This is a genomic window from Streptomyces sp. SID4985 (genome assembly GCF_009863025.1).
Taxonomy (GTDB): Bacteria; Actinomycetota; Actinomycetes; order Streptomycetales; family Streptomycetaceae; genus Streptomyces.
The window spans coordinates 1-18367 of record NZ_WWIR01000644.1 but is presented as its reverse complement, the minus strand read 5'-3'; the positions used below and the strand labels follow the sequence as shown (position 1 = coordinate 18367).

17 protein-coding genes are annotated in these 18367 nt (G+C 71.7%); 12 read left to right on the top strand and 5 right to left on the bottom strand.

Translation table 11 applies throughout. From position 1 onward, the window contains the following. The first annotated feature begins 375 nt into the window (after window positions 1–375). From GTW40_RS27750 to tyrS, 3 genes are read left to right on the top strand one after another with little or no spacing between them, the layout of a single operon-like run. The gene (locus GTW40_RS27750) at window positions 376–1899 is read left to right on the top strand and encodes a TldD/PmbA family protein (protein WP_161182880.1); all 1524 of its coding nucleotides are present in this window, start codon (window positions 376–378) and stop codon (window positions 1897–1899) included. After that, a complete protein-coding gene (locus GTW40_RS27745; protein ID WP_161182879.1) occupies window positions 1896–3290 on the top strand; it encodes a TldD/PmbA family protein in 1395 nt (464 codons plus the stop codon). The genes GTW40_RS27750 and GTW40_RS27745 overlap by 4 nt, the downstream gene beginning before the upstream one ends. A 56-nt stretch (window positions 3291–3346) precedes the next feature. Then, complete coding sequence (gene tyrS / locus GTW40_RS27740) at window positions 3347–4615, top strand: tyrosine--tRNA ligase (protein ID WP_161182878.1); 1269 nt, start codon at window positions 3347–3349, stop codon at window positions 4613–4615. Between the two features lie 81 nt (window positions 4616–4696). On the opposite strand, the gene GTW40_RS27735 is transcribed toward tyrS, so the two are convergent. After that, window positions 4697–4978 carry a GlsB/YeaQ/YmgE family stress response membrane protein gene (locus tag GTW40_RS27735; protein ID WP_161182877.1) on the bottom strand — a complete coding sequence of 94 codons (282 nt, stop codon included), beginning with the start codon at window positions 4976–4978 and terminating at the stop codon, window positions 4697–4699. A gap of 262 nt (window positions 4979–5240) precedes the next feature. Here GTW40_RS27735 and GTW40_RS27730 point away from each other — a divergent pair, with 262 nt between their 5' ends. Continuing rightward, a complete protein-coding gene (locus tag GTW40_RS27730) occupies window positions 5241–5636 on the top strand; it encodes a DUF3099 domain-containing protein (protein ID WP_161182876.1) in 396 nt (131 codons plus the stop codon). Between the two features lie 217 nt (window positions 5637–5853). Beyond that, window positions 5854–6072, top strand: a complete 219-nt coding sequence (locus GTW40_RS27725; protein ID WP_161182875.1) for a hypothetical protein — start codon at window positions 5854–5856, stop codon at window positions 6070–6072. Here GTW40_RS27725 and moaA read toward each other — a convergent pair. The 3 genes from moaA to GTW40_RS27710 all read right to left on the bottom strand — a co-directional run bounded on the left by moaA (window position 6055) and on the right by GTW40_RS27710 (window position 9232). Next, the gene (gene moaA / locus GTW40_RS27720) at window positions 6055–7044 is read right to left on the bottom strand and encodes a GTP 3',8-cyclase MoaA (protein ID WP_343245804.1); all 990 of its coding nucleotides are present in this window, start codon (window positions 7042–7044) and stop codon (window positions 6055–6057) included. The genes GTW40_RS27725 and moaA overlap by 18 nt on opposite strands. A gap of 191 nt (window positions 7045–7235) precedes the next feature. Further along, window positions 7236–8879 (bottom strand): cation acetate symporter, encoded by a 1644-nt coding sequence (locus tag GTW40_RS27715; RefSeq protein WP_161182874.1) that lies wholly within the window; start codon window positions 8877–8879, stop codon window positions 7236–7238. After that, complete coding sequence (locus GTW40_RS27710) at window positions 8876–9232, bottom strand: DUF485 domain-containing protein (RefSeq protein ID WP_161182873.1); 357 nt, start codon at window positions 9230–9232, stop codon at window positions 8876–8878. Before GTW40_RS27710 ends, GTW40_RS27715 begins: the two co-directional genes overlap by 4 nt. A 283-nt stretch (window positions 9233–9515) precedes the next feature. Between GTW40_RS27710 and GTW40_RS27705 the strand changes: the two genes are divergently transcribed. The 3 genes from GTW40_RS27705 (at window position 9516) to GTW40_RS27695 (ending at window position 13633) form a co-directional block, all read left to right on the top strand. Then, a complete protein-coding gene (locus GTW40_RS27705; protein ID WP_161182872.1) occupies window positions 9516–11063 on the top strand; it encodes a S8 family serine peptidase in 1548 nt (515 codons plus the stop codon). 124 nt (window positions 11064–11187) lie between these two features. Then, window positions 11188–12567, top strand: a complete 1380-nt coding sequence (locus GTW40_RS27700) for a CoA transferase (RefSeq protein WP_161182871.1) — start codon at window positions 11188–11190, stop codon at window positions 12565–12567. A gap of 118 nt (window positions 12568–12685) precedes the next feature. Then, complete coding sequence (locus tag GTW40_RS27695; protein ID WP_343245805.1) at window positions 12686–13633, top strand: CopD family protein; 948 nt, start codon at window positions 12686–12688, stop codon at window positions 13631–13633. A gap of 22 nt (window positions 13634–13655) precedes the next feature. Here GTW40_RS27695 and GTW40_RS27690 read toward each other — a convergent pair whose 3' ends face one another. Further along, window positions 13656–14702, bottom strand: a complete 1047-nt coding sequence (locus GTW40_RS27690) for a zinc-dependent alcohol dehydrogenase family protein (RefSeq protein ID WP_161182869.1) — start codon at window positions 14700–14702, stop codon at window positions 13656–13658. Between the two features lie 310 nt (window positions 14703–15012). On the opposite strand from GTW40_RS27690, the gene GTW40_RS27685 reads away from it, so the two are divergent. The 4 genes from GTW40_RS27685 to GTW40_RS27670 all read left to right on the top strand — a co-directional run. Then, the gene (locus tag GTW40_RS27685; RefSeq protein ID WP_161182868.1) at window positions 15013–15999 is read left to right on the top strand and encodes a DEDDh family exonuclease; all 987 of its coding nucleotides are present in this window, start codon (window positions 15013–15015) and stop codon (window positions 15997–15999) included. Window positions 16000–16121: 122 nt separating this feature from the next. After that, complete coding sequence (locus GTW40_RS27680) at window positions 16122–16355, top strand: hypothetical protein (protein ID WP_020939201.1); 234 nt, start codon at window positions 16122–16124, stop codon at window positions 16353–16355. 34 nt (window positions 16356–16389) lie between these two features. Then, a complete protein-coding gene (locus GTW40_RS27675) occupies window positions 16390–17238 on the top strand; it encodes an SURF1 family protein (RefSeq protein ID WP_202486504.1) in 849 nt (282 codons plus the stop codon). A gap of 83 nt (window positions 17239–17321) precedes the next feature. Next, window positions 17322–18367 (top strand): glycoside hydrolase family 15 protein (locus tag GTW40_RS27670; RefSeq protein WP_161182866.1); only part of this gene is annotated, 1046 nt, incomplete at its 3' end.

The following is an 18367-nucleotide window of genomic DNA, read 5'->3' as shown; positions in this document are numbered from 1 at the left end:
TTCGCTCGCGTAACCCACACCCGGAAGGTATTCAGCTCGCGCCGGGTCACCGGCGAAGAAGACCGCGTCTCGTGGCGGGGTCCACACGCGCGATCGCGCAAACACTGATTCCATGTCAGCAGCGCACGTGCTCCGGGCTCGTCGAGTGACAAGAGCCAAGCACGGAAACCCTTCCCCCACCCCTGCATGGCGTCATGATGCCATCAGTGTTCTTCCTGAGCACACGCCTGCGGCAATTCCGTGTGCAGGGCATCGGTCCGCGGCGCGATTGTCGGTGGTACCGCCGCGAACGTACACGACATACTTCACTTCGACCTATCCGTCTCGCTGCACAACCGCTCCGGCAGCGAAAGCCTTGACCTGGGGGAACCACCTGTGGCCCATGGCATCGAACCGACGTTCCTGGCACTCCCCCTACGCGCCCTCGCCGACGCCGCCCTCGCCCGCGCCCGCGCACTCGGTGCCGAGCACGCCGACTTCCGGCTGGAGAAGGTGCGCAGCGCATCGTGGCGGTTGAGGGACGCCAAGCCGGCCGGGTCGTCGGACACCACCGACCTCGGGTACGCCGTACGGGTCGTACACGGGGGGAGTTGGGGGTTCGCCTCCGGGGTGGACCTCACCATGGACGGCGCAGCCAAGGTCGCCTCGCAGGCCGTCGCGATGGCCAAGCTGTCCGCGAAGGTCATCAAGGCGGCCGGGTCGGACGAGCGGGTGGAGTTGGCGAACGAGCCCGTGCACGCCGACAAGACCTGGGTGTCCTCGTACGAGATCGACCCCTTCTCCGTGCCGGACGAGGAGAAGGCCGCGCTGCTCGCGGAGTGGAGCAACCGGCTGCTCACGGCCCAGGGCGTGAGCCATGTGGACGCCTCACTGCTCACCGTGCACGAGAACAAGTTCTACGCGGACACCGCCGGGACCGTGACGACGCAGCAACGCGTCCGGCTGCACCCGGAGTTGACGGCCGTCTGCGTGGACGACTCCAGCGGTGAGTTCGACTCGATGCGCACCCTCGCTCCGCCGGTGGGGCGTGGCTGGGAGTACCTCAAGGGCACCGGGTGGGACTGGGACTCCGAACTGGAGCGGATCCCGGAGCTGTTGGCCGAGAAGATGCGGGCACCCAGCGTGGAGCCGGGGCTGTACGACCTCGTCGTGGACCCGTCCAACCTGTGGCTCACCATCCACGAATCCATCGGTCACGCAACGGAGTTGGACCGCGCCCTTGGCTACGAGGCCGCGTACGCCGGTACCTCCTTCGCCACCTTCGACCAGCTCGGCAAGCTGAAGTACGGCTCCGAGCGGATGAACGTCACCGGTGACCGCACCGCCGAGCACGGGCTCGCGACCGTCGGCTACGACGACGAGGGTGTGGCCGCGCAGTCCTGGGACCTGGTGAAGGACGGCACGCTGGTCGGATACCAACTGGACCGTCGGATCGCCAAGTTGACCGGGTTCGACCGGTCCAACGGGTGTGCCTTCGCGGACTCCCCCGCGCATGTGCCCGTACAGCGCATGGCCAACGTGTCGCTCCAGCCGGACCCCGCCGGGCTCTCCACCGAGGACCTGATCGGGGGCGTGGACCGGGGGATCTATGTCGTCGGTGACCGGTCCTGGTCCATCGACATGCAGCGGTACAACTTCCAGTTCACCGGGCAGCGGTTCTTCCGGATCGAGAACGGGCGCATCACCGGTCAGCTGCGGGACGTCGCCTATCAGGCCACGACCACCGACTTCTGGGGTTCGATGGCCGCCGTGGGCGGTCCGCAGACCTATGTGCTCGGCGGTGCCTTCAACTGCGGCAAGGCCCAGCCGGGCCAGGTCGCCGCCGTCTCGCACGGCTGCCCCTCCGCTCTGTTCAAGGGCGTCAACATTCTGAACACGACTCAGGAGGCCGGTCGATGAGCCCGCGCACCAGCAAGCCGCACGAGGTCGTCGAGCGGGCCCTCGCGCTGTCCCGGGCGGACGGCTGTGTCGTCCTCGCGGACGAGTACTCCACCGCCAACCTCCGTTGGGCGGGCAACGCGCTCACGACCAACGGCGTGACCCGGGGCCGTACCCTCACGGTGATCGCGACCGTGAACGGGCAGCAGGGCACCGCCTCCGGGGTCGTCTCGCGGTCCGCCGTCACGGACGAGGACCTGGAGCCGCTGGTGCGGGCCGCCGAGGCCGCCGCGCGGGCGGCCGGTCCGGCCGAGGACGCTCAGCCGCTGGTCAGCGGGGTGCCGCACTCCCCCGACTTCACGGACGCGCCCCTGGAGACCTCCTCCGCCGTCTTCGCGGACTTCGCGCCCGCCCTGGGTGAGTCGTTCGCGCGGGCCCGCGCGGGCGGCCGCGAGCTGTACGGCTTCGCCAACCACGAGATGGTCTCGACCTACCTCGGCACCTCCACCGGGCTCCGCCTCAGGCACGACCAGCCGACCGGCACCCTGGAGCTGAACGCCAAGTCGCCCGACCGCACCCGCTCGGCCTGGGCCGGGCGCTCCACGCGGGACTTCAAGGACGTCGACCCGGCCGCGCTGGACGCCGAGCTGGCCGTACGTCTCGGGTGGGCCGAGCGGCGCGTGGAGCTGCCCGCCGGGCGGTACGAGACGCTGCTGCCGCCGTCCGCCGTGGCCGACCTGCTGATCTACCAGCTGTGGTCGTCCTCGGGCCGGGACGCGGCCGAGGGGCGCACGGTGTTCTCCAAGCCGGGCGGCGGCACCCGGGTCGGCGACCGGCTCAGCGAGCTGCCGCTCACCCTGCGCAGCGACCCGAACGAGCCGGGTCTCGAATGCGCGCCCTTCGTGGTGGCGCACTCCTCCGGCGGCGACCAGTCCGTCTTCGACAACGGGCTGCCCGTCCAGCCCACCGACTGGATCGGCGAGGGTGTCCTGCGCAACCTCACCACCACCCGGCACGGCGCGGGCCTGACCGGTCTGCCCGTCGCCCCGGCGCTCGGGAACCTGATCCTGGACGGCGGCGAGGACCGCTCGCTGGACGAGATGGTCGCGAACACCGAGCGCGGACTGCTGCTGACCTGCCTCTGGTACATCCGCGAGGTGGACCCGGCGACCCTGCTGCTCACCGGTCTGACCAGGGACGGCGTGTACCTGGTGGAGAACGGCGAGGTCACCGGGCAGGTGAACAACTTCCGGTTCAACGAGTCGCCGGTCGGACTGCTCGGACGGGCCTCCGAGGCCGGGCGCACCGAGCGCACGCTGCCGCGCGAGTGGAGCGACTGGTTCACCCGGGCCGCGATGCCCGCGCTGCGCATCCCGGATTTCAATATGAGCTCTGTCAGCCAGGGCGTATAACCTCGTAGTCGGCTGTCATCGGACAGTCGACTGATCTTCAAGGAGACACGAGAACCGTGACGGACATCGTCGACGAACTGAAGTGGCGCGGGCTGATCGCCCTCTCCACCGACGAAGACGCGCTGCGCAAGGCGTTCGCGGACGGTCCCGTCACGTTCTATTGCGGCTTCGACCCGACCGCGCCCAGCCTGCACCTCGGCAACCTGGTCCAGATCCTGACCATGCGCCGTATCCAGGACGCGGGCCACCGCCCGCTGGGCCTGGTCGGGGGCGCCACCGGTCTGATCGGCGACCCGAAGCCCACCGCCGAGCGCACGCTGAACGCGCCGGAGATCGTCGCCCAGTGGGTGGAGCGGCTGCGCGCCCAGATCCAGCCGCTGCTGGACTTCGAGGGCCCGAACGCGGCCGTCATGGTCAACAACCTGGACTGGACCCAGGGCATGTCGGCCATCGAGTTCCTGCGCGACATCGGCAAGCACTTCCGGGTGAACAAGATGATCGCCAAGGAGGCCGTCTCCCGCCGCCTGAACTCGGACGCGGGCATCAGCTACACCGAGTTCAGCTACCAGATCCTCCAGGGCATGGACTTCCTGGAGCTCTACCGGCGCTACGGCTGCACGCTCCAGACCGGCGGCAGCGACCAGTGGGGCAACCTCACCTCGGGCACCGACCTGATCCACCGGGTCGACCCCGATGCCGTGGTGCACGCCCTGGGCACCCCGCTGATCACCAAGGCGGACGGCACCAAGTTCGGCAAGACCGAGTCGGGCACGGTGTGGCTGGACGCGGAGATGACCACGCCGTACGCGTTCTACCAGTTCTGGCTGAACGCGGACGACAGGGACGTCTCCAAGTTCCTGCGCATCTTCAGCTTCAAGTCCCGCGAGGAGATCGAGGAGCTGGAGCGGCAGACCGAGGAGCGTCCGCAGGCCCGTGCCGCCCAGCGCGCGCTGGCCGAGGAGCTGACGACGCTGGTGCACGGCGCCGACCAGACGGCCGCCGTGGTCGCCGCGTCCAAGGCCCTCTTCGGCCAGGGCGAGCTGGCGGAGCTGGACGAGCGCACCCTCGCGGCCGCGCTGTCCGAGGTCCCGCACGTCCAGGTCGCCGAGCTGGGTCTGGTGACCGACCTGTTCGCCGAGGTCGGTCTGGTCGCCAGCAAGTCGGCCGCGCGCCGCACGGTGAAGGAGGGCGGTGCCTACGTGAACAACGTCAAGGTCGCCGCCGAGGACGCCGTGCCGACCACCGGGGACCTGCTGCACGGCCGCTGGCTGGTGCTGCGCCGGGGCAAGAAGAACCTGGCCGCCGTCGAGGTCACCGGGGCCTGAGCACGGACCGAGGTACCTGAGCACGACCCGAGGGGGTGGCTTCCGCTGTGGAAGCCACCCCCTCGGTATCTCCGCCGGGCCTCAGACCTGGCGCTGTTTTCTCTTGCCCAGCGTCTCCATGTAGAGCCGGTCGACGACGAACACGATGATGATCGCGGCGACGAGCTGGAAGAGATGCCGGGTCCAGTCGATGCCCCGGGTCTCCCCGACCCCGACCGCGCGGGCGACCGCGTTGCCGACCAGGCCGCCGATCGTGCCTGCGATGACGGTCAGCCACAGGGGGCTGTGCTGCTTGCCGGGGATGATCGCCTTGGCGATGACGCCCAGCACGAATCCCACGATGATCGCCCACAGCCAGCCCATGGCCGCCTCCCTCGTAACGGTCCGACCCGGTCCCGTCCCGTGTCCTCGGCCCCAGTCTGGGCGCGCCCCTCGCACCGCGCACACCGGGTGCCGCCGTATGCGACGGGGCATCCTCCGGTCGCCGCAGGCAGAGGGCCGCCCCGGTATCGAGCCGGGGGCCGGGGCGGCGTACCGTGGGGGGTGTTCCGGACCGGTTTCCCCGACGGGCCGGACGCTCGTACGGGACGGGGACGAGTCCCTTGCGGTCGGATGGTGGACTGAGATGCTCAAGCAGCGTGGCGACGGACAGGTGTTCCGGATCACCGGCGCCCGGACCGGACTCGCCGAGGACGTGCGGGGCCGGCAGCGGCGGTACGTCATCTCCATGTCGATCCGGACCGTGTCGGTGATCCTCGCGGCCTCGCTGTGGAACGTGGAGCGGTACGTCGCCATCGTGGCGCTGGTGCTCGGCGCCCTGCTGCCGTACATCGCCGTGGTCATCGCCAACGCGGGCCGGGAGCGGCCGCCGTCGCTGCCCTCGACCTTCGTCGTCACGCCGTCCAAGCCGATGATCGCCCCGGGTGCGGGCGCGCAGGAGGCACGGTCGGAATCCGGCCCCGCGGAGCCCTCGGCGGGGCCTGCGGCGGAGGCACGCGGCGAACGGCCGGACCGATCCTGAGCTGGAAGGACGCCTCAAAAGCGGAAGACGACTTCCCGCCAAGCTCAGGAAAAGCTCAGTTCAATCGCGCTGTTCCGGTGCCGGGTCGCGGGTGATGCGTGACATACTTCGTACGCGCTCCGCATCCCCCGTCGGAGCGACGGACCGACGCCGGGCAGCTCCCCCCGTGGCTGCTCGGCGTCGCCATGTTCGCAGCCGTTTTTTGTGAGACGAAACCGTGAGTGACACACCGATCTGCTCCGCCAAGGGCTGCCGTGCCGACGCCGTCTGGGTGCTCGCGTGGAACAACCCGAAGATCCACACGCCGGAGCGGCGGAAGACCTGGCTCGCCTGCGAGGAGCACCGCGAGCATCTGTCGCAGTTCCTCGGGGTGCGGGGCTTCCTGAAGGATGTCGTCCTGCTGAAGGACTGGGAAGACTCAGCCGCCGATCGCTGACATCGGGCGGTCGGGCTGCACGAACGACGGGTCGTCCAGGCCCGCGCCCGCCTTCTTGCCCCACATCGCGGTGCGCCAGATGTCCGCGATCTCCTTGTCCTCGGCGTCCGAGCGCAGGGCCGCGCGCAGGTCGGTCTCCTCGGTGGCGAACAGGCAGGTGCGTATCTGTCCGTCGGCCGTGAGCCGGGTGCGGTCGCAGGCCGCGCAGAACGGGCGGGTGACCGAGGCGATGACGCCGACCCGCTGCGGGCCGCCGTCCACGAGCCAGCGCTCGGCCGGTGCCGAGCCGCGCTCGCCCGCGTTCTCGTCGGTGAGCTCGAAGCGGGTGCGCAGCGAGGCGAGGATGTCGGCCGCGGTGACCATGCCCTCGCGCTTCCAGCCGTGCTGGGCGTCGAGCGGCATCTGCTCGATGAAGCGGAGTTCGTACTCGTGCTCCAACGCCCAGGCGAGCAGGTCGGGAGCCTCGTCCGCGTTCAGGCCCGGCATCAGGACCGAGTTGACCTTGACCGGGGTGAGTCCGGCGTCGCTCGCGGCCTTCAGGCCGTCCAGCACGTCCTGGTGGCGGTCGCGCCGGGTGAGGGTCTTGAAGACGTCGGGGCGCAGGGTGTCCAGGGAGACGTTGACCCGGTCGAGGCCGGCCGCCTTGAGGGCCTCGGCGGTGCGCTTGAGGCCGATGCCGTTGGTGGTGATCGACATCTGGGGGCGCGGCTCCAGGGCCGCGACGCGCTCGACGATGCCGACCAGGCCGGGGCGCAGCAGCGGCTCGCCGCCGGTGAAGCGGACCTCCTCGATGCCGAGGAGACGCACCGCGATGTCGATCAGGCGGACGATCTCGTCGTCCGTGAGCAGGTCGGGCTTGGCCAGCCACTGCAGGCCCTCTTCGGGCATGCAGTACGTGCAGCGCAGATTGCACCGGTCGGTCAGCGAGACCCTCAGGTCGGTGGCCACTCGGCCGTAGGTGTCGATGAGCACGTGGGCCCCCTCCCTCGCTTCCCGGTCTGGACCGATCGTTTTCCGGACCGCTCTTTTTCCGTCACCTGCGAGCCTACGCGAGAGTGCTGACATCGACAGCCGCGAGCGGGCGTGGGTGTGGAGAAACGGTCCGGCCGCGCCGTACGGGCGAGGTGCCCGCGCGGCGCGGCCGTGATGTCGTGACGCGGTGCTCAGTGCGCCCCGGTGCCGGTCAGGGACCGTACCTCCAGCTCGGCGTACTTGCCCGCGTCCGGGACCTCCTTGGAGAGCAGGGTGCCGACCGCGCCCAGCAGGAAGCCGACCGGGATCGAGATGATGCCGGGGTTCTCCAGCGGGAACCAGTGGAAGTCCACGTCGGGGAACATCGAGGTGGGCTTGCCGGAGACGACCGGCGAGAACAGCACCAGGCCGACGGCGGTGACCAGGCCGCCGTAGATCGACCACAGGGCGCCGGTGGTGGTGAACCGCTTCCAGAACAGGCTGTAGAGCAGTGTCGGCAGGTTTGCCGAGGCGGCGACGGCGAAGGCGAGCGCGACCAGTCCGGCCACGTTCAGGTCGCGGGCGAGGGCGCCGAGCACGATGGAGACGGCGCCGATGCCGACGGTGGCCCAGCGGGCCGCGCCGACCTCCTGCTTCTCGGTGGCCTGGCCCCTCTTGATGACGTTGGCGTAGATGTCGTGCGCGAAGGACGACGACGAGGCCAGCGTCAGGCCCGCGACCACCGCGAGGATGGTGGCGAAGGCGACGGCGGAGATGGTCGCGAGGAGGACGGCGCCCCAGTTGGAGTCGACTCCGCCGAGATGCAGCGCGAGCAGGGGCGCGGCCGTGTTGCCCGCCTTGTTGGAGCCGATGATCTCCGCGGGCTTGATGAGCGCGGCGGCGCCGAAGCCGAGGGCGAGGGTCATCAGGTAGAAGGCGCCGATGAGGCCGATGGCCCAGATCACGGACTTGCGGGCGGCCTTGGCGGTGGGAACCGTGTAGAAGCGGATCAGGATGTGCGGCAGTCCGGCCGTGCCGAGGACCAGGGCGATGCCGAGCGAGATGAAGTCCAACTTGGTGGTGCCGGTGGCGCCGTACTTCAGGCCGGGCTCCAGGAAGCCCGCGCCCTTGCCGCTGGTGTCGGCGGCCTTGCCGAGCAGCTCGGAGATGTTGAAGTGGAACTTCAGCAGCACCAGGAAGGTCAGCAGCAGGGCGCCGACGATCAGCAGGACCGCCTTGACCATCTGGACCCAGGTGGTGCCTTTCATGCCGCCGATGGTGACGTACACGATCATCAGGACGCCGACCAGAGCGACGATGCCGATCTTGCCGCCGTCGCTGGTGATGCCGAGCAGCAGCGAGACCAGGACGCCCGCGCCCGCCATCTGCGCGAGCAGGTAGAAGATCGAGACGACGATGGTGGAGACGCCCGCGGCCGTGCGGACCGGGCGCTGGCGCATCCGGTAGGCGAGCACGTCGCCCATCGTGTAGCGGCCGGAGTTGCGCAGCGGTTCGGCGACCAGGAGCAGCGCGACCAGCCAGGCGACCAGGAAGCCGACGGAGTACAGGAAGCCGTCGTAGCCGAAGAGCGCGATGGCGCCCGCGATGCCGAGGAAGGACGCGGCGGACATGTAGTCGCCGGAGACGGCGAGTCCGTTCTGGAAGCCGGTGAACTGGCGGCCGCCCGCGTAGAAGTCGGCGGCGCTCTTGGTCTGGCGGCCCGCCCAGACGGTGATGACGAGGGTCGCGAGGACGAACACCGCGAACAGGCTGATGATCAGCGGCCGGTGCTCGCTCGCCTCCCCGGCCGCGAGCAGTGTGTGCTGGGCCTCGATCGTGTGCTGTGCGGGGCTCATGCGCCGCCCTCCATCCGGGACTTGATGGCCTCGGCCTTGGGGTCGAGCTTGGCGGCGGCGTGGCGGGCGTACCACCAGGCGATGAGGAACGTGGTCAGGAACTGGGCGAGGCCCAGGACGAGCGCCACGTTGACGTTGCCCGCGACCTTGGTGCCCATGAAGCCCTCCGCGTAGCAGGAGAGCAGGACGTAGAGCAGGTACCAGGCGACGAAGGCGATCGTCAGGGGGAACGCGAAGGAGCGGTGCGCGTGGCGCAGTTCACCGAACTCCGCGCTCTGCTGTACCTCGGTGAACTCCTCGGTGGAGGGAAGTGATGGTTGGGGCTTCGCGGGGGGCGGTGTCTCGGTGGCCACTCAAGTCTCCTCGCGTCCGGGCATGCGCTTGCCGACCTCATGGGACGTGATCACGTTACCCGGAGTCAATGCCCGGCTCCGCACCGTGATTCCGCCGGGGGAACGTGATCCGCACGCGCCCCTCTCAGGGGGCACGGCGGGCCGGGCCGGGCGGTTCAACTCCCTTTCGCCCTTTCGGACATCGCGTCGAAAGGGATAGTTTCGCTCTGCCCACCCGTCATGTACCTGCCCGGTGGCCCCGCGTGTCCCGGGCGGTCCTTCATCCGGATGATGTGGAGTTTTCATGGCTCATCTGCGCTCCCGGCGCCGTTTCGCGCCGGCCGTGCCGCTCGTGCTCTCCCTGACCGCGTCGCTCGGCTTCCTGCCGGCGACGGCCTCGGCGGCGGCGCCGACGGCCCCGGCCGGGCAGGAGTCGGACGCCTCCGCCCGCGCGTACGACGGCCCCGCGCTGTCGTACGTCGTCAACACCTCGGCGGACCGTCGCACGATCGAGTCGGTGCGGCGCGCGATAGGACGCAACGGCGGCACGGTCGTCACGAGTTACGACCGCATAGGCGTGATCGTCGTCCACTCCGCGAACCCGGACTTCGCCAAGGCCATCCGCCGTGTGCACGGCGTCGACTCGGCCGGTGCCACCCGCAACGCCCCGCTGCCCGCCCAGTCCACCGCCGACCTCGGCACGCCGAAGGCGCTCAGCGCGGCGCAGCTGGCCGACGCGGAGAAGTCCGCCGCGCAGGGCCAGGACCCGCTGGAGCCGCTCCAGTGGGACCTGCCCGCCATCAAGGCCGACAAGGCGCACGAGAAGACGCTCGGCAGCCGCAAGGTCACCGTCGCGGTCATCGACACCGGCGTGGACGACACCCACCCGGACATCGCGCCCAACTTCGACCGCTCGGCCTCCGTCAACTGCGTCTCCGGCAAGCCGGACACGGCCGACGGCGCCTGGCGGCCAGGCGCCGGGGAGAGCCCGCACGGCACGCATGTCGCCGGTGAGATAGCGGGCGCCAAGAACGGCGTCGGCATCACGGGCGTGGCCCCGGGCGTGAAGGTCGCGGGCATCAAGGTCTCCACCCCGGCCGGCTACTTCTACACCGAGGCCGTGGTCTGCGGCTTCGTCTGGGCGGCCGAGCACCACGTGGACGTGACCAACAACAGCTATTACACCGACCCCTGGTACTTCAACTGCACCGGCGACCCGGACCAGAAGGCCCTGGTCACCGCCGTGGAGCGGGCCTCGCGGTACGCGGAGCGCAAGGGCACGGTCAACGTCGCGGCGGCGGGCAACGAGAGCTATGACCTCGCGGCCGACTCGATCACCGACCCGGTCTCCCCGAACGACGGCACCGCCTCGGACCGGACGATCGACCCGCGCAAGTGCTTCGACATCCCGACCCAGCTCCCGGGCGTGGTCACCGTCGCCGCGACCGGCGCCAAGGGCCTGAAGTCCTCCTTCTCCAACTACGGCCTGGGCGTCATCGACATCGCCGCGCCCGGCGGCGACTCGACCGCCTACCAGACCCCCGCTCCCCCGGCCACCAGCGGCCTCATCCTGGGCCCGCTGCCCGGCGGCACCTGGGGCTACATGGCCGGTACGTCGATGGCGACCCCGCACGTCGTGGGCGTGGCCGCGCTGATCAAGTCGACGCACCCGCACGCCACTCCGGCCCAGGTCAAGGCCCTGCTCTACGCGCAGGCGACGCCCACCGCCTGCGACGACCCGTACGACATCAACGGCGACGGCAAGGTGGACGCGGTCTGCGAGGGCACGAAGAACCGGAACGGGTTCTACGGGCGGGGCATCGCGGACGCGCTGAAGGCCGTGACGCGCTAGCGGAGACTCCGGCCGAGGGGCCGGTGGACGCGCGGGCGGAAGGGCCGGTGGACGCGCGAGGGGGAGGCGCGCGGCAGACGGGCGCCTCCTTGTCGCTCACCGGCGGCTGATCCATAGTGCCTCCATGACCGATCCCATGATCAAGTCCGCCTGGGCCGCGCTGGGCGGCGATCCCGAGCTGCTCGCGCGGCTGGTCTCCGTGGAGCGTCCCGCGGCGCTGATCGCCCATCTGCCGGTGCAGCGGCTGGCGCGCGCGTGCGTGGGCACGTGCGCGCTGGCCGCGGCCGAACTGGGCGCGCTGCGGGCCGGACTCGGCGCGGTGCCGCGTGCCGTGGTGGACGACGGGGCGGTCGTCACCGCCTTCCACAGCGAGCGGGTGCTGCGGATCGACGGCCGCGCTCCGGTCAACTTCGCGCCGCTGTCGCGCTGGTGGCGGGCGGGCTACGGCTGGGTGCGCACCCACGCCAACTATCCGCACCACCGGCTCCGTCTCCTCGGCGCGCTGGGCCTGCCCGACGGCGCCGAACCCGAGGATGTGGAGCGGCTGTTCCTGGAGCGCCCCGCCCTGGAGATCGAGGAGGCGGTGTACGCCGCCGGGGGCCTCGCGGTGGCCCTGCGCACCCCGGGACAGTGGGCGGCGCATCCGCAGGGCGCCGAGGTGGCGCGGCGTCCGCTGGTGGAGCGCGCCCCGATCGGCGCCGCCTCGGCACGCGAACTCCCGCCCCTGGAGGGCGAGTCGACACTGCTGCCCGCCGCCGGGCTGCGTGTCCTGGACCTCACCCGTGTCCTCGCCGGGCCCGTGGCCACCCGTACCCTCGCGCTGCTCGGCGCCGACGTGCTGCGCGTGGACGGGCCCGGGCTGCCCGAACTCCCCGACCAGCACGCGGACACGGGGTTCGGGAAGCGGTCGACCACCATTGAACTCGACGCCGACACCAAGGTGTTGGAGGAGCTGCTGGCCTCGGCCGACGTGGTCGTCACCGGCTACCGCCCCGGCGCCCTCGACCGCTTCGGCCTCTCCCCCGAGGCACTGTCCGAGCGGTATCCCGGCCTGATCGTCGCGCAGATCTCGGCGTGGGGCACGTACGGGCCCTGGCGCGAGCGGCGCGGCTTCGACAGCCTCGTCCAGGTCGCGACCGGCATCGCGGCCACCGAGGGCTCGACCATGGAGCCCGGCGCACTGCCCGCGCAGGCCCTGGACCACGGCTCCGGCTATCTGATGGCGGCGGGCATCCTGCGGGCCCTGGGCGAACGGTCCCGCGACGGCCAGGGGCGCCTGGTGCGCCTCGCGCTCGCCCGGACCGCGCACTGGCTGACCCACGAGGCCGGTCCCGACCCGTCCCTGGGCGGCCCGAAGTACGACCAGGATGTCTGGCTGGCCGAACGGGACAGCCCCTTGGGGCGGTTGCGGTACTCGCGGCCTCCGGTGTCGTTCACGGGCGGGCCTACGGACTGGGCCACTCCGCCGGTTCCCTGGGGTTCGAGCGCGGCGACTTGGAGTTAGGGCGCCTCAACCGGCTTTCACATAGGCGCACTTGTCCGGTGAACGCCCCATTGGCCAGTATCGTCGCGTGAGTTCTCCGCGCACCTCTTCCGCCGCCTCTCCGGAGGCGCGGGCCGGTGTGCGGCGGGGCGTGGCGATGCTGGCCCTCGCTCTTCTCGCCGTGCTCGTACCGCTGTTGGGCCCAGGTGCCGCGCTGCACGGCACCGGGGAGGCGGCGGCGCCCGGTGCGGGGGGTACGGCGCTGCTGCGCGGGGTGCTGTTCGCCGCGCTGAGCGTGTCGCTGGGCGAGCTGTTCGCGGGGAGGCTGGCGGCCGGGCTGCCCGGTGTTCCCGGTGAACGGCCGTGTTCCTGGGCGCCGTTGGCGAACGCGGCCGGATGCCTCGCCGCGCTGGCCCTCGCCTCCGTCGTCGCCACCGGCAACCTCGTGCCGCGCGACCTCGGCCAGATCGACCTCGGCGGCCTCTACGCCTCCCGCGACGGCAGGCTGGCCCTGTTGGAGGTCAACGCCTTCCTGCTGGCCGCGCTGTGCGCCCGTTCGTACCGCCCTGGGCTCCAACTGTGGCCGCTGACGGCCGTGTCGCTCGCGGAGGCGCTGCGCGCGCATCCGTCCGCCGAGCACGGTCCGCTCACCGGCTCACTGCTCACGCTCACGCATCTGACCTGTGCGGCGCTGTGGGCGGGCGGACTGCCGTACACCCTGCGGACGTTGCGGGTGTGGCAGGGCGGCACGGAAGGCGCCGCGCTGCTCGGGCGGTACGCGCGCGTGGCGGCCGTCCTGCTCGCCGTACTGACCGCGACGGGGGTGTGGAGCACGCTGCGCCGGATGCCGCCGGGCACGGTCCTGGACCAGCTGACGACGACGGCGTACGGGCGCACCCTGCTCGCCAAGGTGCTGCTCGTCGCCGCCGTCGCCGTGCTCGCGCTGTGGGCGCGGGTACGGCTGGGCCGGAGCGGTGATCCGCTCGCCGCGGCCGCGCCCGCACGGGCCGAGGTGGCCGTGCTGGGCGCGGTGGTGGCGGTCTCGGGGCTGCTCACGGCGCTGCCGCTGCCGATCCGCTGGTCCTGAACCGCCGTACCCGCGTGGAGTTTCAGCCGTTGGTGACGAGCACCTTGAGGGCCGTGCGCTCGTCCATCGCCTTGTAGCCGTCCGGGACGCCCTCGATGTCGACGGTCATGTCGAAGACCGGGGAGGGGTCGATCGTGCCGTCGAGCACGTCGGGCAGCAGGTCGGGGATGTAGGCGCGGACCGGGGCGACGCCGCCGCGCAGGGCGATGTTCCGGTCGAACATGACGCTGAGGTCGAGGCCGGTGCCGCTGCCGTGGGGGACGCCGACGTAGCCGATGGAGCCGCCGTCGCGGGTGATGTGGACGGCCGTGCTCATGGACTGCTCGGTGCCGACGGCCTCGATCACGCAGTGCGCGCCCTGGCCCCGGGTCAGCTCGCGGACGGCGGCGACGGCCTCCTCGCCGCGCGAGGCGACCACGTCGGTGGCGCCGAAGCGGCGGGCGATCTCGGTGCGGACCTCGTGCCGGCCGAGCGCGATGATCCGCTCGGCGCCGAGCCGCTTGGCGGCGAGCACGCCACACAGGCCGACCGCGCCGTCACCGACGACGGCGACCGTGGAGCCGGGGCGGACGCCCGCGCCGAGGGCGGCGTGGTGGCCGGTGCCGAGCACGTCGGACAGGGTGAGCAGGGAGGTCAGCAGGTGGTCGTCGGCGGCCGCCTCCTTGGGCAGCTTGACGAGGGTGCCGTCGGCGAACGGCACGCGAACGGCCTCGCCCTGGCCGCCGTCGTAGCCGACGGAGCCCCAGAAGCCGCCGTGCACGCAGGAGGTGGTCAGGCCCTCGCGGCAGTACTCGCAGGTGCCGTCGGACCACATGAAGGGGGCGACCACGAGGTCCCCGCGCCGGAGCGTGCCCACCTCGGAGCCGGTCTCCTCGACGACGCCGAGGAACTCGTGACCGATGCGCTGTCCTGCCTGGCGGGCGGCCTCGCCGCGGTAGGCCCACAGGTCGCTGCCGCAGATGCAGGCGCGCAGTACCCGGACGACGGCGTCGGTGGGCAGCTGCACCACCGGCTCGGGCACGTCCTCCACGCGCATGTCGAAGGGGGCGTGGATGGTGGTGGCGCGCATGGTGCGGGTCTTTCTCTTGCGGGGGGCGGCTCGGCGGTGGTCGAGCGCGTCTCACGGTACGCCGTGCCGGAGGCGTGCCGCGCGCCGAGGGGGCTCCGGACCAGGGGAAAGAGTGGGACGGCCCGGAACTCCGTACCCGCTGGGCGGGGTTCGGAAGGCACCCTGACGCACGGTGGGAACAGGCGCTCGCCCGGGGCCGTACAGGCATACGGGCCAGGGCCGTACAGGCATACGACGGCCGCCCCGGGAGGGCGGGGCGTCCGCCCCTGGGGGCCCTGGGTGTCGGCGGCGGCCCGTATCCTCAATGACCATGCTCGAAGACCGTGCGACCGCTGTGTCCTCCTCCAGCCCGTGGCCGACCGTGTATCCGAAGGGATACGCGGTCGTTGACGTGGAGACCACCGGCCTGGCCCGCGACGACCGGATCATCTCGGCCGCCGTCTACCGTCTGGACGCGCGCGGCGAGGTCGAGGACCACTGGTACACGCTGGTCAACCCCGAGCGCGATCCGGGCCCGGTGTGGATACACGGGCTGACGAGCGAGGTCCTCGAAGGGGCCCCGCTCTTCGCGGAGGTCGCGGAGGAGTTCGCGGCCCGGCTCGCGGACCGGGTGCTGGTCGCGCACAACGCGGTCTTCGACTGGCAGATGATCGCGCGGGAGTACGCGCGCGCGAGCAAGGAGCCCCCGGTGCGGCAGCGGCTGTGCACCATCGCGCTCTCCAAGGAGCTGGGCCTTCCGCTGCCCAACTTCAAGCTGGAGTCGCTCGCGGCGCACTTCGGCGTCGTACAGCAACGCGCGCACCACGCCCTGGACGACGCGCGGGTGCTGGCCGAGGCGTTCCGGCCGAGCCTGCGCGCGGCCGCCGCGGGGAACGTACGGCTGCCGCTGCTGGAGTGCCGTCCGCTCACCGAGTGGTCGGACGCGCCCCGCATCGGCCGCCAGGGCGGGGGCGGTTACGGGGGCTCGTCGAGCTGGCGTCCGGCGCGCAAGCGGCCCGCGTGCCCGTACCCCAACCCCGGACGGTACGAACCGGGCAAAAGGCTCAAGCAGGGCATGCGGGTGGCGTTCTCCGGCGACACCTCCACCGAGCGCGACCTGCTGGAGGACCGGGCGACCGAGGCCGGGCTGCACGTGGCGACGAGCCTGTCCCGGCTGACCAGCCTGCTCGTCACCAACGACCCCGACTCGGGCACCTCCAAGACGGCCAAGGCCCGCCAGTTCGGCACGCCGGTGGTGGACGAGGCGGCGTTCGGGCAACTGCTGCGGGATGTGGAGTCGGCCGACGGAGAGGCGTAGCCGGTCCGGCCATGGGGCGTGACCGGATGGGCATGCCAGGCGTCCGGGCGGACGGGTGATTCGCCGCGACTCGCCCCCGCCCCCGCTCGCCCGTCGGCCCGGGACGGCGCACGCTGAGCCGCATGGCGAGATGCGAAGTATGCGGCAATGACTACGGAATGACCTTCGAGGTCCACGCGCAGGGCGCGGTGCACGTCTTCGACTGCTTCTCCTGTGCCATCCACCGCATGGCCCCCATCTGCGAGCACTGCCGGGTGCAGATCATCGGGCAGGGCGTCGAGGTGGAGGGCCACTGGTACTGCGGTGCCCACTGCGCGCGGGCCGAGGGCAGGACGGGGGTGGTCGACCGGGTGTGACCTGGTGCCCGGGTGTGACCCGGTACCCGCCCGAATGCGCCCCACGGCCCGGGGGTACCGTCGTGGGGTGCACCGCTACCGCTTCCTGCTGACCCCCCAGTGGGTGATCCTCACCCTCGTCGCGATCGCGCTGATCCCGACGATGATCAAGCTCGGTTTCTGGCAGCACCACCGGTACGAGGAGCGCACCGCCCGCAACGACCTGGTCTCGCGGGCGCTGCACGCCGACCCCGTCCCGGTCGAGCGGCTCACCTCCCCCGGCCACGCCGTGACGCGGCTGGACAAGTACCGCACCGTCACCGCGACCGGCACCTTCGACACCGCCCACGAGGTGGTCGTCCGGCGCCGCACCAGCTCCGACGGCGAGGTCGGCTTCCACGTCCTGACCCCGCTGCGGCTGACGGACGGCACGGTCCTGCTGGTCAACCGGGGCTGGATTCCCGCCAACGGCGTGCAGACGGCCTTCCCGAAGATCCCGGCGCCCCCGGCCGGGAAGACGACCATCACCGGGCGGCTCAAGGCCGACGAGACGACCGCGGCCAGCGGCATCAAGAACGTCAAGGGTCTGCCCGACCGCCAGATCATGCTGATCAACAGCGCGGAGGAGACCCGGCGCCTCGGCGCGAAGGTGCTCGGCGGCTATGTCGAGCAGACCGCGCCCACGCCCCGGGGCGACACCCCCGAGCAGATCTCCAGCCCGGGCAGCGAGGACGCCCCGCTGAACTACGCGTACATGATCCAGTGGTGGCTGTTCGCCGCCGGTGTCCCGGTGGGCTGGTGGTTCCTGGTCCGCCGCGAGATCCGGGACCGGGCGGAGGCGGAGGCCGCGGCCGGGGGCGACGCGGAGGGCAGCTCCCCGGAGACCGAGCCCGCCGCCGTATAGCGCCCGCGCCACCCGTACGGGAGCGTCACTCCCCCGGCCGCACCGGCTGATTGCCCCTCAGACCCGCCGGGAACCCGCTTCCCGTGAACGCGCGCATCGAGGACTACGCCCTCATCGGGGACGAGCAGACCGCCGCCCTGGTCGGCCTGGACGGCTCGATCGACTGGCTGTGCCTTCCCCGCTTCGACTCCGGCGCCTGCTTCGCCCGGCTCCTCGGCGACGACGACAACGGCCACTGGCGGATCGCCCCCAAGGGCGCGCACCGGTGCACCCGGCGCGCCTACCGGCCCGACACCCTCGTCCTGGACACCGAGTGGGACACCGAGGACGGGACCGTGCGCGTCACCGACCTGATGCCGCAGCGCGCCCGGATGCCCGACGTCGTCCGGATCGTGGAGGGCGTCAGCGGGCGGGTCACCGTGCACAGCACCCTGCGGCTGCGTTTCGACCACGGCTCGATCGTGCCGTGGATGCGGCGCTCGGACGGGCACCGGGTGGCTGTCGCGGGGCCCGACTCCACGTGGCTGCGCACCGAGCCGCCGGTGCGCACCTGGGGGCAGGACTTCGGCACGCACTCGGAGTTCACGATCGGGGAGGGCGAGCGGGTGGCGTTCGTGCTCACCTGGCACCCCTCGCACGAGCCGCGCCCCCGGCTGATCGACCCGTTCGAGGCGCTGGAGTCCAGCGTGCGCGACTGGCGGAGCTGGGCGGGCCGCTGCCGGTACGAGGGGCCGTACCGGGACGCCGTGGTCCGCTCGCTGATCACCCTCAAGGCGCTCACCTACCGCCCGACCGGCGGGATCGTGGCCGCCGCGACCACCTCGCTCCCGGAGAAGCTCGGCGGAGTGCGCAACTGGGACTACCGGTACTGCTGGCTGCGCGACTCCACCCTGACCCTCGGCACGCTGCTCGCGGCGGGCTACCACGAGGAGGCCGAGGCGTGGCGTGACTGGCTGCTCCGGGCGGTCGCGGGCAGCCCCGAGGACCTCCAGATCATGTACGGGGTCGCGGGCGAGCGGCGGCTGCCGGAGAGCGAGCTGCCCTGGCTCGCCGGGTTCGCGCGCTCGGCGCCGGTCCGGATCGGCAACAGCGCCGTGGACCAGCTCCAGCTGGACGTGTACGGCGAGGT